This is a genomic window from Variovorax sp. J2P1-31 (assembly GCF_030317215.1).
GTDB lineage: Bacteria > Pseudomonadota > Gammaproteobacteria > Burkholderiales > Burkholderiaceae_C > Variovorax.
Map to the genome: position 1 here is coordinate 20,075 of NZ_JASZYA010000003.1, position 22,086 is coordinate 42,160.

Annotated in this window: 23 protein-coding genes and 2 tRNA genes; 17 read left to right on the forward strand and 8 right to left on the reverse strand. The window is 68.2% G+C overall.

What is annotated here, in order from left to right; translation table 11 throughout:
* The first annotated feature begins 7 nt into the window (after positions 1 to 7).
* From QTI20_RS20020 to hemP, 11 genes are all read left to right on the forward strand, one after another.
* Positions 8 to 535: a DUF2271 domain-containing protein gene (locus tag QTI20_RS20020; protein WP_503011464.1), complete on the forward strand. Its 528-nt coding sequence runs from the start codon at positions 8 to 10 to the stop codon at positions 533 to 535.
* Between the two features lie 35 nt (positions 536 to 570).
* Positions 571 to 1,380, forward strand: a complete 810-nt coding sequence (locus QTI20_RS20025) for a DUF4198 domain-containing protein (protein ID WP_286556481.1) — start codon at positions 571 to 573, stop codon at positions 1,378 to 1,380.
* Positions 1,381 to 1,406: 26 nt separating this feature from the next.
* A complete protein-coding gene (locus QTI20_RS20030) occupies positions 1,407 to 2,426 on the forward strand; it encodes an FAD:protein FMN transferase (protein ID WP_286556479.1) in 1,020 nt (339 codons plus the stop codon).
* Positions 2,427 to 2,428: 2 nt separating this feature from the next.
* Complete coding sequence (locus tag QTI20_RS20035; RefSeq protein WP_286556478.1) at positions 2,429 to 3,784, forward strand: sulfite reductase subunit alpha; 1,356 nt, start codon at positions 2,429 to 2,431, stop codon at positions 3,782 to 3,784.
* Positions 3,785 to 4,002: 218 nt separating this feature from the next.
* Positions 4,003 to 6,375 (forward strand): catecholate siderophore receptor Fiu, encoded by a 2,373-nt coding sequence (locus QTI20_RS20040; protein ID WP_286556476.1) that lies wholly within the window; start codon positions 4,003 to 4,005, stop codon positions 6,373 to 6,375.
* 88 nt (positions 6,376 to 6,463) lie between these two features.
* Complete coding sequence (locus tag QTI20_RS20045; protein ID WP_286556475.1) at positions 6,464 to 7,141, forward strand: Fe2+-dependent dioxygenase; 678 nt, start codon at positions 6,464 to 6,466, stop codon at positions 7,139 to 7,141.
* 114 nt (positions 7,142 to 7,255) lie between these two features.
* A complete protein-coding gene (locus QTI20_RS20050) occupies positions 7,256 to 7,528 on the forward strand; it encodes a (2Fe-2S)-binding protein (protein WP_286556473.1) in 273 nt (90 codons plus the stop codon).
* A 97-nt stretch (positions 7,529 to 7,625) separates the two neighbouring features.
* On the forward strand, positions 7,626 to 8,324 hold the full coding sequence (locus QTI20_RS20055; RefSeq protein WP_503011465.1) for an energy transducer TonB: 699 nt from the start codon (positions 7,626 to 7,628) through the stop codon (positions 8,322 to 8,324).
* Positions 8,325 to 8,344: 20 nt separating this feature from the next.
* Complete coding sequence (locus QTI20_RS20060) at positions 8,345 to 9,055, forward strand: MotA/TolQ/ExbB proton channel family protein (RefSeq protein ID WP_286556468.1); 711 nt, start codon at positions 8,345 to 8,347, stop codon at positions 9,053 to 9,055.
* Positions 9,056 to 9,098: 43 nt separating this feature from the next.
* Positions 9,099 to 9,515, forward strand: a complete 417-nt coding sequence (locus QTI20_RS20065) for an ExbD/TolR family protein (RefSeq protein ID WP_286556466.1) — start codon at positions 9,099 to 9,101, stop codon at positions 9,513 to 9,515.
* 101 nt (positions 9,516 to 9,616) lie between these two features.
* Entirely contained in the window at positions 9,617 to 9,829 is a 213-nt protein-coding gene (gene hemP / locus QTI20_RS20070; RefSeq protein ID WP_183025105.1) for a hemin uptake protein HemP, read from the forward strand.
* Positions 9,830 to 10,008: 179 nt separating this feature from the next.
* Here the strand turns inward: hemP and QTI20_RS20075 are convergent, their stop codons facing one another.
* A complete protein-coding gene (locus tag QTI20_RS20075; protein WP_286556465.1) occupies positions 10,009 to 10,416 on the reverse strand; it encodes a GlcG/HbpS family heme-binding protein in 408 nt (135 codons plus the stop codon).
* 161 nt (positions 10,417 to 10,577) lie between these two features.
* Here QTI20_RS20075 and QTI20_RS20080 point away from each other — a divergent pair, with 161 nt between their 5' ends.
* On the forward strand, positions 10,578 to 11,279 hold the full coding sequence (locus QTI20_RS20080; protein ID WP_183025107.1) for a Bax inhibitor-1/YccA family protein: 702 nt from the start codon (positions 10,578 to 10,580) through the stop codon (positions 11,277 to 11,279).
* A gap of 45 nt (positions 11,280 to 11,324) precedes the next feature.
* Here QTI20_RS20080 and rlmD read toward each other — a convergent pair whose 3' ends face one another.
* From rlmD to surE, 4 genes are all read right to left on the reverse strand, one after another.
* A complete protein-coding gene (rlmD, locus tag QTI20_RS20085) occupies positions 11,325 to 12,767 on the reverse strand; it encodes a 23S rRNA (uracil(1939)-C(5))-methyltransferase RlmD (RefSeq protein ID WP_286556463.1) in 1,443 nt (480 codons plus the stop codon).
* A gap of 110 nt (positions 12,768 to 12,877) precedes the next feature.
* Complete coding sequence (locus QTI20_RS20090; RefSeq protein WP_286554801.1) at positions 12,878 to 13,762, reverse strand: peptidoglycan DD-metalloendopeptidase family protein; 885 nt, start codon at positions 13,760 to 13,762, stop codon at positions 12,878 to 12,880.
* Between the two features lie 11 nt (positions 13,763 to 13,773).
* The gene (locus QTI20_RS20095) at positions 13,774 to 14,556 is read right to left on the reverse strand and encodes a protein-L-isoaspartate(D-aspartate) O-methyltransferase (RefSeq protein ID WP_286554800.1); all 783 of its coding nucleotides are present in this window, start codon (positions 14,554 to 14,556) and stop codon (positions 13,774 to 13,776) included.
* A gap of 58 nt (positions 14,557 to 14,614) precedes the next feature.
* Positions 14,615 to 15,373, reverse strand: a complete 759-nt coding sequence (surE, locus tag QTI20_RS20100) for a 5'/3'-nucleotidase SurE (RefSeq protein WP_286554799.1) — start codon at positions 15,371 to 15,373, stop codon at positions 14,615 to 14,617.
* Between the two features lie 123 nt (positions 15,374 to 15,496).
* Here surE and QTI20_RS20105 point away from each other — a divergent pair, with 123 nt between their 5' ends.
* Positions 15,497 to 16,483, forward strand: a complete 987-nt coding sequence (locus tag QTI20_RS20105) for an NADPH:quinone oxidoreductase family protein (protein WP_286554798.1) — start codon at positions 15,497 to 15,499, stop codon at positions 16,481 to 16,483.
* Positions 16,484 to 16,570: 87 nt separating this feature from the next.
* On the opposite strand, the gene QTI20_RS20110 is transcribed toward QTI20_RS20105, so the two are convergent.
* Positions 16,571 to 16,912 carry an H-NS histone family protein gene (locus tag QTI20_RS20110; protein WP_286554797.1) on the reverse strand — a complete coding sequence of 114 codons (342 nt, stop codon included), beginning with the start codon at positions 16,910 to 16,912 and terminating at the stop codon, positions 16,571 to 16,573.
* A gap of 326 nt (positions 16,913 to 17,238) precedes the next feature.
* Between QTI20_RS20110 and QTI20_RS20115 the strand changes: the two genes are divergently transcribed.
* Positions 17,239 to 17,314, forward strand: a tRNA-Ala gene (locus QTI20_RS20115).
* Between the two features lie 81 nt (positions 17,315 to 17,395).
* On the opposite strand, the gene QTI20_RS20120 is transcribed toward QTI20_RS20115, so the two are convergent.
* On the reverse strand, positions 17,396 to 18,118 hold the full coding sequence (locus QTI20_RS20120) for an SDR family NAD(P)-dependent oxidoreductase (protein WP_286554796.1): 723 nt from the start codon (positions 18,116 to 18,118) through the stop codon (positions 17,396 to 17,398).
* 94 nt (positions 18,119 to 18,212) lie between these two features.
* On the opposite strand from QTI20_RS20120, the gene QTI20_RS20125 reads away from it, so the two are divergent.
* Positions 18,213 to 18,288, forward strand: a tRNA-Lys gene (locus tag QTI20_RS20125).
* Positions 18,289 to 18,362: 74 nt separating this feature from the next.
* On the opposite strand, the gene QTI20_RS20130 is transcribed toward QTI20_RS20125, so the two are convergent.
* Positions 18,363 to 19,280: a LysR family transcriptional regulator gene (locus tag QTI20_RS20130; RefSeq protein ID WP_286554795.1), complete on the reverse strand. Its 918-nt coding sequence runs from the start codon at positions 19,278 to 19,280 to the stop codon at positions 18,363 to 18,365.
* A gap of 112 nt (positions 19,281 to 19,392) precedes the next feature.
* Here QTI20_RS20130 and QTI20_RS20135 point away from each other — a divergent pair, with 112 nt between their 5' ends.
* Both QTI20_RS20135 and QTI20_RS20140 read left to right on the forward strand, forming a co-directional pair.
* The gene (locus QTI20_RS20135) at positions 19,393 to 20,379 is read left to right on the forward strand and encodes a Bug family tripartite tricarboxylate transporter substrate binding protein (RefSeq protein ID WP_286554794.1); all 987 of its coding nucleotides are present in this window, start codon (positions 19,393 to 19,395) and stop codon (positions 20,377 to 20,379) included.
* Between the two features lie 34 nt (positions 20,380 to 20,413).
* Positions 20,414 to 22,078: a carboxylesterase/lipase family protein gene (locus tag QTI20_RS20140; protein ID WP_286554792.1), complete on the forward strand. Its 1,665-nt coding sequence runs from the start codon at positions 20,414 to 20,416 to the stop codon at positions 22,076 to 22,078.
* Positions 22,079 to 22,086 lie beyond the last annotated feature (8 nt).

A 22,086-nucleotide genomic window follows, 5' to 3' on the forward strand; every position in this document is an offset into this window, starting at 1 on the left:
CTTCTCCGTGCAAGTCCGCTACTCCCTGGCCGTGCCAGCGCTCGCCGCCCTGTTCGGCGCCCCCGTCTTCGCGGCCGGTCTCGGCGCCAGCATCGAGGTGCCGCGCATCAACGCCTCCGAATACCACCGGCCCTATGTGGCGGCCTGGATCGAACGCGCCGACAACAGCGTAGCCGCCACGGTCGCCGTCTGGTACGACGTGCGGACCAAGACCAACAACCCCGAGGGCGAGGGCACCAAGTGGCTCAAGGACCTGCGCCAGTGGTGGCGCCGCACCGGTCGCGAACTCGAGGTGCCGATCGACGGCGTGACCGGCGCGACCAAGCCGGCCGGCAAGCACCAGGTCGCCCTGGCCGATGCCGCGACCGCCAAGCTCGCACCGGGCGCCTACAAGTTCGTGGTCGAGGCCGCGCGCGAAGTCGGCGGCCGCGAGGTGGTGACGATTCCCTTCCAATGGCCGCCGGCCAAGACCGACCAGCAGAGCGCCAGCGGAAGCACGGAACTGGGCGAAATCAAACTCGAACTCAAGCCCTGAGCGTCACCGATCCCACCCCTTACCGGAACACCGACATGAACCTCTCGCTTCGCTCCATCGCCCTGGCCGCGACCCTGGCCGCCACGCTCGGCGCCGCCCATGCGCACAACGCCTGGCTGCTGCCCTCCTCCACCGTGCTGTCCAAGCCCGACACCATCTCGGTCGACGCCGCCATCTCGAACGACCTGTTCGTCGCCAACCACGCGGCCATGCGGCTCGAGAACCTGCAGATCACGGCGCCCGACGGCAGCGCGGTCAAGGCCGAGAGCGAGGCCAAGCTCAAGCACCGCAGCGTGTTCGACGTCAACGCGGCGCTGCCGGGCACCTACCGCATCGCGGTGGTGAACAACGGCGCCTTCGCCAGCTGGAAGGACAAGGCCACGGGCCAGGCCAAGCGCGCGCGCGGCACGGCCGAATCCATCGCCAAGGACGTCCCGGCCGACGCGCAGGACGTGGTCATCACCCAGTCGATCGGCCGCATCGAAACCTTCGTCTCGGTCGGCAAGCCCTCCGCGCCCAAGGCCATCGGCCAGGGCCTGGAACTGGTGGCGTCCAGCGGTGCGCTCACCGACCTGGCCAAGGGCGAGAAGTCCAGCTTCACGCTGCACGTCGACGGCCAGCCGGCCAAGGACCTCGAAGTCACGGTGACCGCCGGCAACACGCAGTACCGCGACGCGCTGGGCGAACTCAAGCTCAAGACCGACGCCAACGGCCAGTTCAGCGTGACCTGGCCCGCGGCCGGCATGTACTGGATCGATGCCAGCACCAAGGACGGCAAGACCACGCTGCCGCAGGCCAAGGAACGCCGCCTGAGCTACGCCGCCACCGTGGAAGTGATGCCCTGAGCCTGGCGGCCTCGAACGCAGCCGCCGTGACGCAGCGCCCTTCCTTCGCCACCTGGCGCGCCGGCGGCTACGCGAATGCGGCCGCGCCGCGCCGCGCCGATCCGGCCAGCCTGCAGAAGCTGGCCGGCCGGACGATGGGCACGACCTGGTCGCTGGTGTTCGACAACCCGGCGATGCGCGCGCTGGACGCCGTCGAGGCGTCCGTGCAGGCGGCGCTGGATCGCGTGATCGACCAGATGAGCACCTGGGAGAGCGGATCGCACATCAGCCGCTTCAACGCCGCCCCCGCCGGCAGCCGGCATGCGCTGCCGCCGGCCTTCGCCGAGGTGCTGGGCTGCGCCTTGCACTGGGCGCAGGCCAGCGAGGGCGCGATCGACCCGACCGTCGGCCCGCTGGTCGCGCTCTGGGGTTTCGGCGCGCACGCACAAGACGCATCCGGGATGGTGCAGACCCCCTCCCCCGCCGCACTGGCCGACGCGCGTTCGCGCACCGGCTGGCGGCGGCTCGATTTCGATGCCGCCGCAGGCCGCATCACCCAGCCCGGCGGACTCTCGCTCGACCTGTCCGGCGTGGCCAAGGGCTTCGCGGTCGATCAGGTGGCCGAAGCGCTGCAGGCGATCGGCCTGCAGGACATGCTGGTCGAGGTGGGCGGCGAGCTGCGCGGCCTGGGACGGCGCCCCGGCGGCGCGCCCTGGCGCGTGCGCGTCGATGCGGACGTTGAAGACCTGCCGCCGGTGGCGCTGACGGATCTCGCCATCGCCACCTCGGGCGATCGCTGGCATGCGCACGAACACGCCGGACGCCGCTGGTCGCACACCATCGATCCGCGCACGGGCGAGCCCGCCTCGGCCGCGCTGGCCTCGGTCACGGTGCTGCATGCGCGCTGCATGCAGGCCGATGCCCTGGCCACCGCGCTCACCGTGCTGGGGGTCGTCGACGGCCCGGCCTTCGCGCAGCGCCACGGCCTCGCCGCGCTCTTCGTCTGCCGCGACGGCAGCGCGCCGCGCGTGACGGCGACCGAGGCCTGGCGCGCACTGAACCCCTGAAGATGACCGAGCCTCTTGTGCGCGCCCTGGCCGCGGGCCTGATGGTGCTGGCCTATGCCGCGATGTGCCTGGCGATCTGGCGGCGCGAACGGCGCCGTCACGCGGCCGACGCGCGGGCGGCGCGCACGCTGGCGGGCGACGGCCAGCAGCCGCCCGTGCTCGTGCTGTTCGCCAGCCAGACCGGCCAGGCCGAAGCCATCGCCTGGCAGACCGGGCGCGCGCTGCACGCCCAGGGCACGCCGGCGCGCGTGATGTCGCTCAACGAGCTCGATGCGCCCACGCTGCACGCCGCGCAACAGGCGCTGTTCGTCGCCAGCACCTACGGCGAGGGCGACGCACCGGACGGCGCGAGCCTGTTCACCGAAACCCTGATGGGCACCGCGCAGGCCCTGCCCGCGCTGCGCTATGCGCTGCTGGCGCTGGGCGACCGCCAGTACGCCCACTTCTGCGGCTTCGCGCGCGCGCTCGACGGCTGGCTGCAGTCCTGCGGCGCCGTGCCGCTGGCGCCGCGCATCGAGGTCGACAACGGCGACCCGGCGGCGCTGGCCGAATGGCACGCGCGATGGGGCGGCGGCGCCCTCGAAGCCACGGAAGACGCGGCCTTCGCGCCCTGGCAGCTGGTCTCGCGCACACTGCTCAATGCGGGCAGCGAAGGCGGCCCGGTCTTCCACCTGGGCCTGCGGCCGCCGGCGGGCGTGGCGATGCAGTGGCAATCCGGCGACCTGGCGCAGGTCGCGCTGGCCGACGACCCCGGCCGGCCGCGCGACTATTCGATCGCCTCGCTGGCCACCGATGGCGAGCTGCAACTGCTGGTGCGCCAGGAATGCCATCCGGACGGCACGCTGGGCAAGGCCTCGGGCCTGCTCACCTCGACGCTGGCGCTGGGCGATTCGGTCGCGCTGCGCGTGCGCGCGCACCGCAACTTCCGGCTCGACGACAACGCCGGGCGCCCGCTGATCCTGATCGGCAACGGCACCGGCCTGGCCGGGCTGCGCGGCCACCTGCGGGCCCGCGCACGGGCCGGCCAGCACGACAACTGGCTGCTGTTCGGCGAGCGTCATGCGGCCCACGACCAGCTCTACCGCGACGAGCTCGAAGCCTGGCAGGCCGAAGGCGTGCTGCAGCGGCTGGACCGGGTGTTCTCGCGCGACCAGGCCGAGCGCCTCTACGTGCAGCACCGCCTGCTGCAGGCCAGCGATGCGGTGCAGGCCTGGCTGGCGCGCGGCGCGGCGGTCTACGTCTGCGGCAGCCTGCAGGGCATGGCCGGCGGCGTCGACGCGGCGCTGCGCCAGATCGCCGGCGACGCGACGGTGCGCGAACTCACGGCCAGCGGCCGCTACCGGCGCGACGTGTACTGACCCCGCGCGGCCTGTCGCCGCGCTTCGTTGCAGTTCAGCAACAACTTTTGCGCATTTCGTGACATGCAGTATTGATAGTCATTATCATTCGCACGCCTCACGCGCCGCCGTCCGGGGCACCTCCACCCAGCCAGTCTTCCGCCTGCCCGCGCCCGCGTGCAGCGCCTGATCCGCCAGTCGAGTTCTCATATTTTTCCCGTCTCTTACGGAGAACACCCATGGCCTATATCCAAAGTCGCAAGCACACCACAACACGCGCCATCGTCCCCCTGAGCGGCATCGCCGCCGCCACGCTCGCCGCCTTCGCGATGCCGGTGGCCGCGCAGACCGCCAACACGCTCAAGGAAGTGCGTGTGCAGGACTCCACCACCGCCGCCGACTACAAGGCCGACACTTCGGCCAACACCAAGTTCACGGCGCCGCTGGTCGACACGCCGCAGACCATCTCGGTGATCAAGGAACAGATCATTCGCGAACAGGGCGCGACCACGCTGTCGGAAGCCCTGCGCAACACGCCGGGCGCGAGCGCCTTCTACCTGGGCGAGAACGGCAACACCAGCACCGGCGACGCGATCTACATGCGCGGCTTCGACAGCTCCAGCAGCATCTTCGTGGACGGCGTGCGCGACCTGGGCTCGGTCTCGCGCGACGTGTTCAACATCGAGCAGGTCGAAGTGGTGAAGGGCCCGGCCGGCACCGACGTGGGCCGCACCTCGCCCACCGGCTACATCAACCTGATCACCAAGAAGCCCAAGCTCGAGGACAGCTTCACCGGCTCGGTCGGCCTGGGCACCGACAGCTACAAGCGCGGCAGCCTCGACTGGAACAAGGCGCTGAGCGGCGAGAACGGCGCGGGCGCGGCCTTCCGCCTGAACGTGATCGGCGAAGACGCCGACGTGCCCGGCCGCGACGTGGTGAAGAACAAGCGCTGGGGCGTCGCGCCCTCGCTGGCGCTGGGCCTCAACACGCCCACGCGCCTGTTCTTCGACTACGTGCACGTGCAGCAGGACAACATCCCCGACGGCGGCGTGCCCACCATCGGCCTGCCCGGCTACACCTCGCCGGACAGCCTGGCCTTCGCCGGCCGCCGCACCTTCCTGAACTCCGCCGCGCGCGTGAATTCGAGCAACTTCTACGGCACGAGCTCCGACTTCGACAAGGTCAAGTCGGACATGTTCACGGCCCGCGTCGAGCACGACATCACGCCGGACATGACGATCCGCAACACCACGCGCTACGGCAAGACCTCGCAGGACTACATGCTGACGGCCTTCATGGGCGGCGGCCTGCCGGCCAACGGCGCCCTGCCGGCCGCCACCGGATCGTTCCTCGCCACGCCCGTGCCCGGCAATCCCGCGACCTGGACGGTGACGCGCAACCTGCCGACCAACAAGCTGCAGGAAAACACGATCTTCGCCAACCAGACCAACCTGAACGCGAAGTTCAACACCGGTTCGATCGGCCACTCGGTGAGCGCCGGCGTCGAGCTGATGCGCGAGGAACAGAGCAGCCGCGGCTTCTTCGGCCCGGCCGCCACCTCCAACGGCCGCCCGGTCAACAACGGCTACTGGCCCGCGGCCAACCTCTACGCGCCCGACCCGAACGTGACGGGCTACCAGCGCATCCGCAGCGGCGCCGATAGCAAGGGCACGACCACCACCATCGGCCTCTACGCCTTCGACACGCTCAAGCTCAACGAGCAGTGGCAGATCACTGGCGGCCTGCGCTTCGACCACTACAGCACCGACTACACGGCCGCCACGCTGTCGACCGCCACCACGGCGCCGACGCTGCCGGTCGGCACGCTGATGCCCACCTCGCTCAAGCTGTCGGACAACCTGTTCACCGGCAAGATCGGCGTGGTCTACAAGCCGGCCGAGAACGGCAGCGTCTACGCGGCCTACGGCACCGCGGCCCAGCCGCCGGGCGGCGCCAACTTCGCGCTGAGCGCGGGCGGCACCGGCAACAGCGCGGCGCGCGTGGACTTCAACCCGCAGAAGGCCAAGACCGTGGAGTTCGGCACCAAGTGGGACGTGCTGAACAAGCGCCTGGCGCTGACGGCCGCGATCTACCGCACTGACGTGACGAACGAAGTGGTGCAGGACGCGGTCTCGCAGCTGTACTACCAGACCGGCAAGAAGCGCGTCCAGGGCATCGAGCTCGGCGCGGCCGGCGCCATCACCGACGCATGGGGCGTGAGCGCGGGCTTCACCACCATGGACACCAAGGTCGCCAGCGGCCCGGTGGTGCTGGCCGACGGCGGCACCGCGCTGGCCTACACGCCCAAGAACGCCTTCACCGCCTGGACCACCTACGTGCTGCCCTTCGGCCTGACCGTCGGTGGCGGCGCGCGCTACAACGGCAAGCTGCACCGCGGCACCGACGGCGCGGTCGGCACGCCGGCCACGGTCGACGCCTACTGGGTGTTCGACGCGATGGCCTCCTACCGCATCAACAAGAACATCGACCTGCAGTTCAACCTGTACAACGTGTTCGACAAGGACTACGTCGCGGCGATCAACAAGAGCGGCTACCGCTACACGCCGGGCGCCCCGCGCACCGCGCGCCTGACCGCCAACTTCGCCTTCTGACCTGCGTCAGCCCGTCGCATCCGCCCGGGTGCGACACTCCCAGCCTCGGCGTTCCCGCCGGGGCTTTTTTCATCGTGAGACTGCTGAAATGATGCTGCACATTCCCGAGGTGCTGAGCGCGGCCCAGGTCAACGAGATGCGCGCCGCGCTGGACGCGACCGACTGGGTCGACGGGCGCGAGACGGTGGGCGCGCAAGGCGCGCAGGTGAAGCGCAACCGGCAGTTGCCGGAACAGTCGCCGGTCACGGCCCGGCTCGGCGGCCTGGTGCTGGCCGCGCTGGCACGCAGCACCCTCTTCTTTTCCGCGGCACTGCCCCTGCGCTTCGTGCCGCCACTGTTCAACCGCTACGAGGGCGGCGAGCACTACGGCCTGCACGTCGACGGTTCGGTGCGCCGCACCGGCGCGGGCCAGCAACTGCGCACCGACCTGTCCTGCACGCTGTTCCTGGCCGAGCCGGAAGACTACGACGGCGGCGAACTCGAGGTGGTCGACACCTACGGCGTGCACGAGGTCAAGCTGCCGGCCGGCGACCTGATCCTGTACCCCGCCTCGAGCCTGCACCGCGTGATGCCGGTGACGCGCGGCGCCCGGGTGTGCTCCTTCTTCTGGCTGCAGAGCATGGTGCGCGACAACCAGCAGCGCGCCATGCTGTTCGAGCTCGACCAGACGATCCAGAAGCTGCGCGCGCGGCTGGGCGAATCCGAGGAAACGGTGGCGCTGACCGGCCAGTACCACAACCTGCTGCGCATGTGGTCGGAGGTCTGAAACGGGGGCACGGCGGTACCCCGGCCGGGGCCAGGGGATAGCCATTGCAAATGCGACGAATTCGTATTTATAATTGGCTTTCTTCAACCAGCCAGCCAAAGCGCCTTCACTGCCATGATCGTCTGCGTGTGCCGCCGAGTGTCCGACCGGGAAATCGCACGTCATGTGCGCGCCGGCATGACCTTCGACGAAGTGCAGTTCGAGCTGGGTGTCGCCACGCAATGTGGTCAATGCGAGGGCTGTGCCCGCGACGTGGTCGCGCAGTGCAGTGCTTCGCATCCTGTCGCCGCGCTCCACCGCGATGACGGGGTCCGGACCATCCAGCTTGCCACTTCCATCCAGGAAAGCAGCGCATGGAACTCTTCTCCGCACTCGCTGGCAGCCTGATCTTCGTCGCCGGCTCGGTCTGGTGGATTTTTCGCAAATAGACAGCGGTTTGTGCTGCACTAGGGTTTGCCTCCGGCAGATCCTGATCGATGGGTAAATCGTGTCCGACCGCTTTTCTTCGTCTTCTCCCACGGCGCTGGGCCTGTCCCGCAACGCCGTCATCGCGGGCAGCGTGGTGCTGTTCCATGTGGCCGCACTCTGGGCGCTGCAGAGCGGCCTGATCCGCAAAGCCGCCGAAGTGATCATTCCGGTGGAAATCATGAGCGAGTTCATCGAACCGCCCAAGCCCAAGGAACCGCCGCCGCCCCCCCCGCCTCCACCGACGCCGCAGCCCAAGCAGGTCAAGACACCGCCGCCGCCGCGGCCGATGGCGATCCGCACGCCCGCGCCGGCCCCCAACGCCCCGACCGGCGTGACCGAGCCGCAACCGCCGGCCCCGCCGCTCGCCGCACCGGCACCGCCGGCCCCGCCCGCGCCACCGGCCCCGCCGCCGGCCCCGCCCGCGCCGCCCTCGGTGCAGCTGCCGTCGAGCAATGCCGACTACCTGAATAACCCGAAACCGGTCTATCCCGCCATGAGCAAACGCTTGGGCGAGCAGGGCAAGACAATCGTCCGCGTGCTGATCGGTGTCGATGGCCTGCCCAAGAGCGCCAGCATCCGCGAGTCGAGCGGCTACGAACGCCTCGACGAAGCCGCGCGCACGGCCGTCCTGAGCTGGCGTTACGTGCCGGGCAAACGCAATGGGGTCGTTGAACCGATGGAGTTCAACGTGCCGATCAACTGGGTTCTCAACTAATTTTTCTGGAGCAGTTTCGTATGGATTCCCACTTTGGCCTGATGAACGTATGGAGTCAGGGCGACTTCGTCACGAAGTTCGTCGCCGTCCTGTTGATCGGCATGTCGCTGGCCTCCTGGATCGTCATCTTCATCAAGGCGCTCGACGTCATCAAGTACAAGCGCCTGGCACGCCACTCGCAGGACTTCTGGCACAGCGAGGACTTCGCCACCGCACTGAACAAACTGGGCAAGGACGAGAGCAACCCCTTCCGCGGCCTGGCCCTGGAAGGCCGCGAAGCCGCCGCCCACCACCGCAACACCAAGGCGCACCTGCATGACGCGCTGGATGTGAGCGACTGGATCACGCGCGCGCTGCGCAACGGCATCGACGAATTCACCGCCCGCCTGCAATCGGGCCTGGCGATCCTGGCTTCCGTGGGCTCGACCGCCCCCTTCATCGGCCTGTTCGGCACGGTGTGGGGCATCTACCACGCGCTGATGAGCATCGGCTCGGCCGGCCAGGCCACGATCGACAAGGTCGCGGGCCCGATCGGCGAAGCACTGATCATGACGGCGCTCGGCCTGGCCGTGGCCATCCCCGCGGTGCTGGGCTACAACGCCCTGGTGCGCGGCAACAAGTTCGTGCTGACCAAGCTCAACAGCTTCGCCCACGACCTGCACGCCTACTTCGTGACCGGCGCGCGCGTCCAGGCGACCGACGCGACCATCGTGCCGCTCAAGAAAGGCTGAGACCATGCGTCCCCAAGCTGAAACCCGTCGGGAGGCATGACCCATGGCCTTCGGAACCCAAGACGAACCCGATGAGGTGATGAACGAGATCAACATGACGCCGCTGGTCGACGTCATGCTGGTGCTCCTGATCATCTTCATCATCACGGTGCCCGTGATGAAGCACGCGGTGAACATCGACCTGCCCCAGGCGACCAGCGAGCCCGAGCAGACCAAGCCGCAGAACATCCTGTTCACGGTGGCCGCCGACGGCAGCTACTACTGGAACGAGAACAAGATCGAGGACAGCGCCCTGCCCCAGTTGCTCGCCGCCGAGGCCGCCAAGGACCCGCAGCCCGAGCTGCACATCCGCGGCGACAAGGCCGTGCGCTACGAACGCGTGGCGCAGGCCATGTCGGCGGCGCGTGAAGCCGGCGTGCGCAAGATCGGCTTCATCACCGAGCCGAACGCCGCCAAGTAAGAAGGGCCCCTCGAAACGACTGAAAAAAAGCGATCGCGGTGATTGACTAAATTATTGCGAATCATTATCATTCAGTCATCGTTTCGATAAAGGAACTCCAGATGCAAGCCAACCCCATCGCCTCCTCCGTCCTGAGCCACCCTTCGCTCGACCAAGCGGGCAGCGGCATGGTCTCCGTTCAGGCCACTCGGCCGACGCCGATGGTGGAAAGCACCGACCTGCTGCGTGGCAGCAAGACGGTCGGCATCATGCACAACGGCTCGCTGTACCGCCTGCAGGCCACCAAACTCGGCAAGCTGATCCTCACCAAGTAAGCGATCAGCCCGCCTCTCGCGCAAGTTTCATCGTGGGGCGACTCGAGGAGATCACTCTCCGAAGGGTCGTTTTTTGCTAGCCAACGGCTTGCCGACCAGCCAAGCTTTTTTTCCACCTTGACGCCACCCAAAAAAACGCCGACCCGAGGGTCGGCGTTTTGCTTGGCGGCTGGGCCCTCTTACAGGCCGAGCGCGGCGATGCCGGCCTTGGCGATCTGCGCATCCTCGTTCGACTTCACGCCGCTGACGCCGACGGCGCCGATGACCTGGCCGTCCTTCACGATCGGCACACCGCCTTCGAGCAGGCCCTGCACCAGCGGTGCGGTCAGGAAGGCCGTACGGCCGCCGTTGATGATGTCCTCGTAGACCTTGCTTTCGCGGCGGCCCAGCGCGGCCGTGTGGGCCTTGGCCGGTGCGATGTGGGCCGAGAGCGCGGCCGCGCCGTCCAGGCGCTGCAGCCACAGCAGGTTGCCGGCGTCGTCGGAGATCGCGATCGTCACGGCCCAGTTGTTCTTCAGGGCTTCGGCTTCGGCCGCTGCGGCGATGGTCTTGACGTCGGCGAGTTCGAGAAAGGACTTGGTCTTCATGGCGTATGGCTGGTTGAGTGAACCCGCAAGCATACCGTTTTGGCCCCCAAAACCCTGATCGCGGGAGGGCGGACCGTTGGACGGTTTTTGCCGTACCCTTGGGTCCGCGCCACCTAGAATGTGCCATCTGCAGTCCTGCAGCCAACCCTGGAGTTCCAGCAATGAACGACCGCGTCACCACCCTCGACACCACCGCCGGCTACGGCCAGGCGCTGCCGCAGGCCGAACGCCAGCGCGTCCTGCGCAATACCTACTGGCTGCTGGCGCTGAGCCTGCTGCCCACCGTTCTGGGCGCCTGGCTGGGCGTCTCCACCGGCATCACCCGCTCGCTCAGCGGCGGCTTCGGGCTGATGGTGTTCATGGTCGGCGCCTTCGGCTTCATGTTCGCGATCGAGAAGACCAAGAACTCGGCCGCCGGCGTGCCGGTGCTGCTGGCCTTCACCTTCTTCATGGGCCTGATGCTCTCGCGGCTGATCGCGATGGTGCTGGGCTTCAAGAACGGCTCCGAACTCATCATGACGGCCTTCGGCGGCACCGCCGGCGTGTTCTTCGTGATGGCCTCGCTGGCCACGGTCATCAAGCGCGACCTGTCGGGCATGGGCAAGTGGCTGTTCGTCGGCGCGATGGTGCTGATGATCGGCGCGGTCATCAACGTGTTCGTCGGCTCGAGCGCCGGCATGCTGGCGATCTCGGTCGCCGCCATCGGCATCTTCTCGGCCTTCATGCTGTACGACCTGAAGCAGATCATGGACGGCGGCGAGACCAACTACATCAGCGCCACGCTCGCGCTGTACCTCGACCTGTTCAACGTGTTCCAGAGCCTGCTGGCCCTGCTGGGCATCTTCGGCGGCGAGCGCGACTGAACGCGCTCCGGCACCTCATGAAAAAAGGCCCCGCGGGGCCTTTTTTCATGCGCGTTCGAACACCGCGATCGACTCGACGTGCGCCGTGTGCGGGAACATGTTCACCATGCCGGCGGCGGTGCAGCGGTAGCCCGCCTGGTGGACCAGCAGGCCGGCGTCGCGCGCCAGGGTCGACGGGTTGCAGCTCACGTAGACGATGCGCCGCGGCGGCGTCCAGCCGTCGCTGCGCTCGCCCTGCTGGTGCAGGTCGGCCAGCGCCTTGGCCAGCGCGAACGCGCCTTCGCGCGGTGGGTCGACCAGCCACTTGTCGGCCGCGCCGTCGGCCACCAGCATTTCGGGCGTCATCTCGAACAGGTCGCGGGCCACGAAGCGCGTGGCGGCCAGCGCGCCGCGCGCCGGCAGCGCCGGGCGGTTGCGCTGGAAGTTGTCGGTGGCGCGGGCCACCAGCGTGTCGCTGCCCTCGATGCCCAGCACCTCGCGCGCCCGCGTCGCCAGCGGCAGGGTGAAATTGCCCAGGCCGCAGAACCAGTCGATCACGCGCTCGTCGGGCTGCACGTCGAGCAGGCGCAGCGCGCGGCCCACCAGCACGCGGTTGATGTTGGGATTGACCTGGGTGAAGTCGGTCGGCTTGAAGGGCATGGTGACGCCGAACTCCGGCAGCCCGTAGGACAGCAGCGGGCCGCCCTCGTCGAGCAGCTTCACCGTGTCCGGGCCCTTGGGCTGCAGCCACCATTGCACGCCCTCGTTCTGCGCCGCGAAGTCGCGCAGGCGCTGCAGGTCGGTCGCCGACAGCGGCTGCAGGTGCCGCAGCACCAGCGCGATCACGCCCAGCTTGGTACTGCCGGGCGCATCGCCGCAGGCCAGTTCGATCTGCGGGCAGGTGTCGCGCGCGTCGAGCGAGCCGATCAGCGCGCGCAGCGGCATCAGCATCTCGCTGACCTGCGCCGGCAGCACCGGGCAGACCTCCATGTCGGCCAGGTAGCGGCTCTTGCGTTCGTGGAAGCCGATCAGCACCGTGCCCTTCTTGACCACATAGCGCACCGACAGCCGGGCTCGGTAGCGGTAGTGCCAGGTCGGGCCCGCGAGCGGCCGCAGCATGGTCTCGGGGCGCACCTTGCCCAGGTGCCAGAGGTTGTCCTCCAGCGCCCGCTGCTTGACCGCCACCTGGGCGGCCGCATCGAGGTGCTGCATCTTGCAGCCGCCGCAGGCACCGGTGTGCAGGCCGAAGTGCGGGCAGCCCGGGCGCACGCGCTGCGAGGACTCGCGCCGGATGGCGGTCACCGTGCCCTGGGCCCAGTTGTTCTTCTTGCGGTGCTGGTTGAACTTCACTTCCTCGAACGGCAGCGCGCCTTCGATGAAGACCACCATGCCGTCGGCCTTGTGGGCCACGCCCTGCGCGTCGAGGTCGAGCGACTCGACCTTGAGCCATTCATCTTCGTAGGGTGCGGGCACTGCGTCCGTCTTGTCTGCTGTCGTCGAATCCGTCATGGGGGAAATTTTCTCAGGCCGCGGATTGCGGCGTCACATAACGATGCGGCGGGGGGGGCGGGGGGGGGGGGGGCCCCCCCCCGCCGCACGGGAGGAGGAAAGGAAGAGGCTTAGCGCGAAGGCAGGTAGCGCGCGGGGTCGACCGGCTTGCCCTGGCGGCGGATCTCGAAATGCAGCTTCACGCGGTCGGCGTCGCTGTTGCCCATCTCGGCGATCTTCTGACCCTTCTGCACCGACTGGTCTTCCTTCACCAGCAGCGCCTGGTTGTGCGCATAGGCCGTGAGGTAGGTGTTGTTGTGCTTCAGGATGATCAGGTTGCCGTAGCCGCGCAGGCCGGCGCCGGCGTACACCACGCGGCCGTCCGCCGCGGCCAGCACCGCATCGCCGGCCTTGCCGCTGATGTCCAGGCCCTTGTTCTTGGCTTCGTCGAAGCCCGCGATCAGCGAGCCTTGCGCGGGCCAGATCCAGCCCAGGTCCTCGTCACCCGAGGCGGCCGCGGGCGGCGTCGCGGGCTTGGCCGGCGCGCTGGCGGCAGCGGCGGGCGCCGACGCGACGATCGCGGGCTGCGGCGTCACCGGCCGCGTGACCACGCCGTTGGGCTCGACGGTGGCCGCCGGTGCGGCGGTCGTCGCGGTCGGCGGCACCACGCGCAGCACCTGGCCCACCTCGATCAGGTCGGGGTTGTCCAGCGCGTTCCAGCGTGCGATGTTCTGCCAGGTCTGGCCGGTCTCGTTGGCGATGCGGCGAATGGTGTCGCCCGGCCGTACCGAGTAGTAGCCTGGCTTGCCGTAGTTCTCGATGCCCTGCAGGGGCTTGCCCGAGGCGTCCGTGGTGATGGGGGGGAGCCCCGTGCCCGGTGCGCTCGCTGTGCTGCGGGACATGGTGCCGCGGTCTTCGACCGGCACGGGACCACTGGGTGTGGAACAGCCCGCAATCACGAGCGTCGCCACCAGCGTCAAGCCGGTCCACCAGCTCCGATTGCCAAAACCCTGCATGTGTTCTTCCTTCAAGCAATCCCCGATTTTAGGGGGACAAAATGGACGGCCTCGAGAATGCCCCGCTGCAGTCCCTTGGCCGTCTTGTCAATCACGACCAGCGCCTGTCCGCCGCTGGCCGAATGCGTGGGGGCCACGATGCGGCCGCCCACGGCCAGTTGTTCGATCCAGGCCTCGGGCACGGCCTCGCCGCCGGCCGCGGCGATGATGCCCGCGTAGGGCCCGCCCTTGGCGTAGCCGATCATGCCGTCGCCCAGGATCAGGTGCAGCGTGGCCAGGCGGAAATGACGGATGTTGGTGCGGGCCCGCTCGTGCAGGCCGCGCAGACGTTCGATGCTGTACACCTCGCTGGCCACATGGCTCAGCACGGTCGCCTGGTAGCCGCAGCCGGTGCCGATCTCCAGCACCCGGCCCAGCTTGTCGTGGGGCTTGCCGGCCAGCGCGGGCGCGCCCAGCAGCAGCTCGATCATGCGGGCCACCACGTTGGGCTTGGAGATGGTCTGGCCCAGGCCGATCGGCAGGCTGGTGTCTTCGTAGGCCTGGTTGACCAGCGCGCTGTCGACGAAGCGGTGCCGCTCGACCGCGCCCATCGCGCGCAGCACGCGCGCATCGGACACGCCCTGCGCGGCCAGCCGCTGCACCATGCGCGCGCGCACCGCATCGGACGCCATCGAAGGCGTGGCCGACACCGACGGCGCCATCGGCACCGAGGGCTGGCGGCCGCGCGGCGCCCCTGGCGCGGCAGGCGTCAGGCGCACGGGAAAGCCGGGCCTTGCGGGCGGTGGGCTGGCCATCAGCAGGGTCCTGCGCCGCGCGCAGGCACCGTCAGGCCGGGCGATCGGAGGAAGGACTTCACCGCAGCAACCGCGCCACCGTCTCGCCCCATTGCCCGAGGTTGGCGTGGTCGGTCAGGTCGATCTGCAGGGGCGTGAGCGCCACATGGCCGGCGGCCGTGGCATGGAAGTCGGTGCCTTCGCCGCTGTCCTTGGCGCCGCCGGCGCCGGCGATCCAGTACATGGTCTCGCCGCGCGGGCTCTCCTGCGTGACGACCTTCTCGGAGGCATGGCGCCGGCCCAGGCGGCACACCTTGATCGGCTTGAGTTCCTCGAACGGCAGGTTGGGCACGTTGACGTTGAGCAGCCAGGCCGGCCCTTCGAGCATGCGTTCGCGTTCGATGCGCTCGACCAGGCGGCGGGCCACGCGGGCGGCCGCATCGACATGGGCCCAGCCCTTCTGGGTCTGCGAGAAGGCGATGGCCGGAATGCCGAACAGATAGGCCTCCATGGCCGCGCCCACGGTGCCCGAATAGATGGTGTCGTCGCCCATGTTGGCGCCGTTGTTGATGCCGGAGACCACCAGGTCGGGCCGGTAGTCGAGCACGCCCTTGAGCGCGATGTGCACGCAGTCGGCGGGCGTACCGGTCACGTAGCGGAAGCCGTTGTGGGCCTGGTGCACGTAGAGCGGCGCCTGCAGCGTCAGCGCGTTCGACTTGGCGCTGTTGTTGTGCTCGGGCGCGATGACCTCGACGTCGGCCACATCCTTGAGTGCATCGTGCAAGGCGACGAGGCCTGGAGCCTGGAAGCCGTCGTCGTTGGAAATGAGTATCTTCATGGCGTCTGGGAGTGGGCGCGATTGTAGGCGGCGGGCCGTCACGGCAGGGACAAGAGCGCCGGGGCGCGCGACCTATCATCGCCCCGAATCACCGTCCGAACGACCCTCGAAGGAGACATCTTCATGCATGCTTGGCTTTGCGAAAACCCCACCGGCGTCGACGCCCTCACCTGGACCGAGCAGCCCACTCCCGCACCCGGCCCGGGCCAGGTGCTGCTCGAGATCAAGGCCGCCAGCCTCAACTTTCCCGACCTGCTGATTGTCCAGAACAAGTACCAGATCAAGCCGCCGCTGCCCTTCGTGCCGGGCTCGGAATACGCGGGCGTGGTGCGCGCCGTGGGCGAAGGCGTCAACCACCTGAAGATCGGCCAGAACGTCGCCTGCCTCTCGGGCACCGGCGGCTTCGCCACCCACACGCTCGCCACCGCCGCGCTGTGCATGCCGCTGCCCGACGGTTTCAGCCATGTCGACGCGGCCGCTTTCATCATGACCTACGGCACCTCGTGGCATGCGCTCATGGACCGCGCCCAGCTCAAGGCCGGCGAGACCGTGCTGGTGCTCGGCGCGGCCGGCGGCGTGGGCACCGCCGCCATCCAGATTGCCAAGGCGGCCGGCGCGCGCGTCATTGCCGCGGCTTCCACCGACGAAAAATGCGCGCTTTGCGAATCGATCGGCGCCGATATCAGCATCAACTACAGCAAGCATGCATTGCCCGGCGGTTTCCGCGATGCCATCAAGGCCGCCACCGACGGCAAAGGCCCGGATGTCATCTATGACCCGGTGGGCGGCGATTTCGCCGAACCGGCGTTCCGCTCGATCGCCTGGCGCGGCCGCTATCTGGTGGTGGGATTCGCCGCCGGCGGCATTCCGGCGCTGCCCCTGAATTTGACGCTGCTCAAGGGCGCTTCGCTGGTCGGCGTGTTCTGGGGCGATTTCGCCAAGCGCGAACCGCAGGCCAACGCCCAAATGATGGGCGAATTGGCGCAATGGTATGCCCAGGGAAAGATCAAGCCCGTGATCGACCAGACCATGCCCATGGCCGAATTGAAGGCCGCCTACGCCTACATGGGCTCGCGCGGGGTCAAAGGCAAACTGGTCATGGTGAACTGAGGCGCTCCCGCCAATAAAAAAGGCCCGCAGATGCGGGCCTTTTCATTGGGAGAACAGAAGGCCGGGGCGCTTCGCCTCACCATCGGCTCACTTGATTTCGTAGTCGGACAGCGACTTGCCGGCGGCCAGCGCCTCGGTCACCCAGCGCGGCTTGCGGCCACGGCCACCCGACCAGGTTTCGCCCGTCGGGCCGCGGTACTTGGCAGCCGCCTTGACGGGCGCTGCCACCACGCTGCGCTTGCCTGCGGCGCGCGGCGCCAGCTTCAGGTCGCTGGCGGTCAGGCCGTATTCAGCAATCTTCTGGCGCAGTTCCTCGATCACACCGGCGCGCTCGTGATTGCGCAGCTCTTCCGCCTGCGCCCGCAATTGAGCGATGTGCTCTTCGTTCTTTTTGATCTGTGAATTGATGTCGGCAAGGGTGGAGGCCATCGGAGTTCTCATTCGGATTGAAAGGAAAAATTTTAATTCAGAATCCTATAGACGCAAGCGACGGTAACAAAAAATAGGTTCCGTCTTACAAGTTGGTTTGGCAACGCAATTTTGAACCTTCCGACTGACACCGACTCTGTAATCCTGCCCCTTTATCGGTTGCCGCCGTGGCGGCTGTTCGGCGCGTGCACCGTATAGGCGCGGACGCCCGGGTTCTTCTCACTGCCTCATCCAATTGAAACGGTGATGACCACTGGTAAAGCGAATTACAAAGAGAAAAACAGCGTGCCGGCACCCCCGGCATCTGCGTAGAATTCGGCTGTGTTGGGGGGGTAGCTCAGCTGGGAGAGCGCCGCGTTCGCAATGCGGAGGTCGGGAGTTCGATCCTCCTCCTCTCCACCAACCACCCATGAAAAAGCCCCGGCTTCGACCCCGGGGCTTTTTTTTCGGGCGCGCGATTTCGGTCGTGCGGGACCGAAGTGCTCAGGCGCCCAGCGCCAGATGCTGCCCATGCAGGGCCTGCGCGGCCGGCGAGGCCAGGAAGGCGATGGTCTGGGCCGCCACCGCGGTCGACACCCAGTCCGAAGGATTCGCATCCGGCATCGCCTGCCGGTTGGCCGGCGTGTCGAGCACGCTCGGCGCGATGCTGTTGACGCGGACGCCATGCGGCGCGAGTTCGGCCGCCATCGCCTCCACCAGCCGCTGCAGCGCGCTCTTGGAGGCGATGTAGGCGGACATCGCCGCCAGGCCGCGGCCCGCGACCTTCGCGCTCACCGCGATCACGCTGCCCTGGCCCCGCGCGATCATCAAGGGCGCGAAGGCCTGCGCGACGGCCACGAAGGACCAGGCGTTGACGTCCATCATCCGGTCCCAGCTCGCGCGGTCGAGCGCATCCACCGTCGGCCCCATCTCGAAGCCGCCCGCGGTGTGCACCACGGTGTCGACATGCTGGAACACCTGCGCGATGCGCGCGGCCGCGGCCTTCATGCTGGCGTCGGAACTCACGTCGGCCGCGACCAGCAGGTGCTGCGAGTTGTTGAGCCCCGGAAAGGCATCGACCAGCTGCTGCTCGTTGCGGCCGATGAGCGCGATGCGCGCGCCCTCGTCGAGGAATCGCTGCACCGTCGCGCGCCCCAGCGCGCCTGCCGCACCCGTGACGACGACGTGCGCCGGGGGTGTGGATGAGGGGGAAACAGGAGAGGTCATGAAGTTTTTTCCAAAGAAGTTGAGCGGATGGTACGACAGCGCTTTTTCTGTGGCTATAATCGCAGTCTTGCCTGATAGCAGCAATGCTTCTCAGGGGCTCTTAGCTCAGTTGGTAGAGCAGCGGACTCTTAATCCGTAGGTCGAGTGTTCGAGTCACTCAGGGCCCACCACCAACATCGCGTCACTGCTGACAAAGCCCGCTGTCGAAAGACAGCGGGCTTTTTTCATTGCCGCGGCCGACGGCTCACACGCCGATCTCCGCCTGCGCCAGTTCGAGGCAGAAGTCCCGCACCAGCTTCAACGCCGGCGGCTCGGTCCGTCCCTCGAGCGTGATGAACGCGAGCTGCACGCTCAGGCCGGCATCGGGCTTGAGCTTGAGTTCCACCACCTCCCCTTTCGCCAGCAGTTCCTGCGCCGATGCCAGCACGCCCAGAAAGATCGCATCGCTGTTCTGCACGGCGGTGATCAAGGCGCCGATCTCGTCCGACGAGATGTGAAGCCAGTGCTGCGGGTTGGCGTGGCGCCCGTAGCACTCGACCAGGATGCGTGCCACGTCGTCGCTCACGTTCGACGAGATCAGGGGGTACTGCGCGATGTCCTTGAAGCGCATCGCGCGGCGCCCCTCGGACAGCAAGGGATGGCCGCTGCGGCAGATGAAGCCGGAGCGCATGGTTGGCAGCAGCTCGATCTGCAGGTCCTCGCGCGGCACCACCGCCCGGTACGTCAGCACCACCGCATCCAGCGCGCGTGCGCGCAGCGCGGCCAGTTGCACGTCGGCGGCACCGCTGCGGATCTGCAGGCTCACCTTCGGATGCTTGCGCAGCATCTGCGTGAGCAGGGGTGCCGAGAACAGCGCACTGGACGCGCCCCCCAGGCCCAGCCGCACCACGCCGGCCTCGCCGTCGGCCAGCAGGGCAGCCGCGCGCTTCAGTTCGTGCACTTCCATCGAGATGCGCTTGGCGCGCGCCAGGGCCATGGCGCCGAAGGGCGTGAGCTCGTTGCGCTTGCCCACGCGATCGATCACCGGCATGCCCAGCTCCTGTTCGAGCATCTGGATGCTGCGGCTCAGCGCCGGCTGCGTGAGGTGGACCTTCTCCGAAGCACGGCTGAAGGAGCCGGTCTCGGCGAGGGCCAGAAGGTGATCGAGCTGCTGCAGGTTCATGGCATCTACCTCATGAGTACAGCTCATGGTAACCAGATAAACAATGCATTGGACTGGTAGTTGGCGAATTCCTAACATCCGACCGAACTACTCCCTACACAAGGATCCGGTCATGAAAAATTGGTCTCGATGGCTCTGCGTACCCGCCCTGCTCGCCCTGGGGACGCTGTCGATGGCGGAGTCGAAATACCCCTCCCGGGTGGTCTCGCTGATGGTCCCCTACGCCGCCGGCGCGGCCAGCGACATCACGGCGCGCGCGCTGAGCGGGCCGGTGGGCAAGGAGCTGGACGGCCAGCTCATCGTGGAGAACCTCGGCGGCGCCAGCGGCACCATCGCCGCCGGCAAGGTGCTGACGGCGCCGGCCGACGGCTACTACCTGTTCCAGGGCTCGCCCAGCGAACTGATCCTGCCAACCATCGTCAACAAGAGCACGCGCTACAAGCCGGAAGACTTCCAGTGGGTCGCGCCCGTCGCGACCTCGCCCATCATCGTGGTCGTCAGTTCGGCGCTGCCGGTCCAGTCGCTCGACGAACTGGTCGAGCTCGCACGGTCGCGCAAGAGCACGCCGCTGTCCTATGGCACGACGGGCGCGGGCACCTTGTACAACCTGCTCGGCGAGCTGTTCATCAAGCGCACCGGCGCCGAGATCACGCACGTGCCCTACAAGGGCGGCGCGCCGCTGATCCAGGACCTGATCGGCGGGCAGATCGACTTTGCCTTCATGCCCTACCAGGCCAGCTACGCGGAGTACGCGAAGCAGGGGCGCCTGCGCGTGGTCGGCGCGCTGGGCTCCGCCAAGAACCTGCCGCCGCAGTTCAGCGGCGTGCAGTCGAGCGCGGACAGCAAGGCCCTGAAGGACTTCAACTTCAGCATCTGGACCGGCTACGCCGTGAAGAAGGGGACGCCGCGCCCCATCGTCGAGCGGCTCAACGTGGCGATCAGCCATGCGCTCAAGGATCCGCAAGCGCGGGCCCTGCTCGAGCAGCAGGCCAAGACGATCTTCGAACCCATGAGCGTCGAGGCGGGCGAGAGCTTCTACGCCAAGGAAGTCGCGCGCTACCGCGAGCTGGTGAAGACCACCGGCTACGAACTGCCCTAAGCCACACGCCATTCCAGACCACGGAGACAACGACATGAAGCACACCCGATCGATAGGGCCCGCCCTCCTCGCCACGCTGGCGCTCGCGGCCTGCGGCGGCGGCGGCAATGGCGGCAGCGCCCCCACCGCACCACCGGACGCGCCCGCCGTCTCGGCGCCGCCCGCTGCGGCGCAGCCCGCCAACATCGCCCTCACGACCGAAGGCACGGTGGCCGGCGTCGCCGGCGCCGAGTCGGTCGCCTTCCTCGGCATTCCCTATGCGAAGCCGCCCGTGGGCGCGCTGCGTTGGGCACCACCGCAGCCACCGGCCGCGCGCGACGCCACGCTGCAGGCCACGGCCTTCGGCAGCGCCTGCCTCCAGGGCCCGGGCATCGAGACGAAGTCTTCGGAGGACTGCCTCTACCTCAACGTGTGGAAGCCCGCGGGCGCCAAGCCCGGCGACAAGCTGCCGACGCTCTTCTACATCCACGGCGGCGCCTTCACGATCGGCTCCGGCGCCCAGGGTCCGGGCGTGCTGGCCAGCCGCGGCATCGTGGTGGTCAGCATCAACTACCGGCTGGGCGCGCTCGGCTTCCTGGCCAACAAGGCGCTGCGCACCGCGAACAAAGACGGCAGCCTGGGCAACTTCGCGCTGATGGACGAGCTCGCCGCGCTCGACTGGACCCGGCGCAACATCGCGGCCTTCGGCGGTGATGCGGGCAACGTGACCGTGTGGGGCACCTCCGCGGGCGCCACGCAGAGCTTCTCGCTGCTGCAATCGCCCAAGGCCGCGGGACTGTTCCAGCGCGCGGTCATGCAGAGCGGCGGATCGGCCGAGTACTCGAACCCGTCAATGGACAGTTCGCTCGCCGTCGGCGACACCGCCGTCGCGAAGCTGGGCTGCGCCACCGCCGCGGACGTGGTGGCCTGCCTGCGCGCCGTGCCCACATCGGCACTGCTGGCACAAGGCGGCCTCAAGTGGCGGCCGACGGTGGACAACAAGATCCTCACGCAGACGCCCGCACGCGCCTTCGAGACCGGCAACTTCAACCAGGTGCCGGTGATGATCGGCGGCGTCTACGACGAGGGCACGATCTTCGCCGACACCACGGAGACCGCCGACAACTACGCGCTCTACCTGCACTCGCTGGCGCCCGCGGGCTTCGACACCAGCAAGATCGACGCGGCCTACCCGCCCTCGAACTTCGCGGTGCCGGCGCAGGGCTATGCGCGCGCCCAGGGCGATGCGTTGTATGCGTGCGGGAACAGCGCCCGCCGCACCTCGCTGTCGGCCTGGGTGCCGGTGTACGGCTACGAGTTCGTCGACCCGCAACTGTCGTTCCCGGCGGTCGCGCCGAAGAGCTTCTACTACGGCACCTCGCACGGCATGGACTCCTACTACCTGACCGGCACCGTCGATGCGCTGAAGAGCTACCCCTACTTCGACCAGGCCAGCGCGACGCCCGACGCCACCACCACCGCGCAACGCAAGGCGCTGTCGGAGCAGGCGATCGCCTACCTGCTGAACTTCGTGCGCAACGGCGATCCGAACGGCGACGGCCGCAACGTGCCCGCGCGCTGGCCGCGCTTCACCGGCCCCGCCGGCCGAACCATCCTGAGCCTGAGCTACCCCGCGGTCACAGCCACCACCGACACCTTCGAGCAGGCCCACCACTGCGACACGGTGTGGGGCCCCGGCGTGTTCCCCGCCCTCTACTGACCTGAAGA

Coding starts and splice junctions, on each gene's coding strand:
- QTI20_RS20025 (WP_286556481.1), top strand. CDS start 571: ATGAACCTCTCGCTTCGCTCCATCGCCCTGGCCGCGACCCTGGCCGCC.
- QTI20_RS20035 (WP_286556478.1), top strand. CDS start 2,429: ATGACCGAGCCTCTTGTGCGCGCCCTGGCCGCGGGCCTGATGGTGCTG.
- QTI20_RS20040 (WP_286556476.1), top strand. CDS start 4,003: ATGGCCTATATCCAAAGTCGCAAGCACACCACAACACGCGCCATCGTC.
- QTI20_RS20045 (WP_286556475.1), top strand. CDS start 6,464: ATGATGCTGCACATTCCCGAGGTGCTGAGCGCGGCCCAGGTCAACGAG.
- QTI20_RS20050 (WP_286556473.1), top strand. CDS start 7,256: ATGATCGTCTGCGTGTGCCGCCGAGTGTCCGACCGGGAAATCGCACGT.
- QTI20_RS20060 (WP_286556468.1), top strand. CDS start 8,345: ATGGATTCCCACTTTGGCCTGATGAACGTATGGAGTCAGGGCGACTTC.
- QTI20_RS20065 (WP_286556466.1), top strand. CDS start 9,099: ATGGCCTTCGGAACCCAAGACGAACCCGATGAGGTGATGAACGAGATC.
- hemP (WP_183025105.1), top strand. CDS start 9,617: ATGCAAGCCAACCCCATCGCCTCCTCCGTCCTGAGCCACCCTTCGCTC.
- QTI20_RS20075 (WP_286556465.1), bottom strand. CDS start 10,416: ATGAAGACCAAGTCCTTTCTCGAACTCGCCGACGTCAAGACCATCGCC.
- QTI20_RS20080 (WP_183025107.1), top strand. CDS start 10,578: ATGAACGACCGCGTCACCACCCTCGACACCACCGCCGGCTACGGCCAG.
- rlmD (WP_286556463.1), bottom strand. CDS start 12,767: ATGACGGATTCGACGACAGCAGACAAGACGGACGCAGTGCCCGCACCC.
- QTI20_RS20090 (WP_286554801.1), bottom strand. CDS start 13,762: ATGCAGGGTTTTGGCAATCGGAGCTGGTGGACCGGCTTGACGCTGGTG.
- QTI20_RS20095 (WP_286554800.1), bottom strand. CDS start 14,556: ATGGCCAGCCCACCGCCCGCAAGGCCCGGCTTTCCCGTGCGCCTGACG.
- surE (WP_286554799.1), bottom strand. CDS start 15,373: ATGAAGATACTCATTTCCAACGACGACGGCTTCCAGGCTCCAGGCCTC.
- QTI20_RS20105 (WP_286554798.1), top strand. CDS start 15,497: ATGCATGCTTGGCTTTGCGAAAACCCCACCGGCGTCGACGCCCTCACC.
- QTI20_RS20110 (WP_286554797.1), bottom strand. CDS start 16,912: ATGGCCTCCACCCTTGCCGACATCAATTCACAGATCAAAAAGAACGAA.
- QTI20_RS20120 (WP_286554796.1), bottom strand. CDS start 18,118: ATGACCTCTCCTGTTTCCCCCTCATCCACACCCCCGGCGCACGTCGTC.
- QTI20_RS20130 (WP_286554795.1), bottom strand. CDS start 19,280: ATGAACCTGCAGCAGCTCGATCACCTTCTGGCCCTCGCCGAGACCGGC.
- QTI20_RS20135 (WP_286554794.1), top strand. CDS start 19,393: ATGAAAAATTGGTCTCGATGGCTCTGCGTACCCGCCCTGCTCGCCCTG.
- QTI20_RS20140 (WP_286554792.1), top strand. CDS start 20,414: ATGAAGCACACCCGATCGATAGGGCCCGCCCTCCTCGCCACGCTGGCG.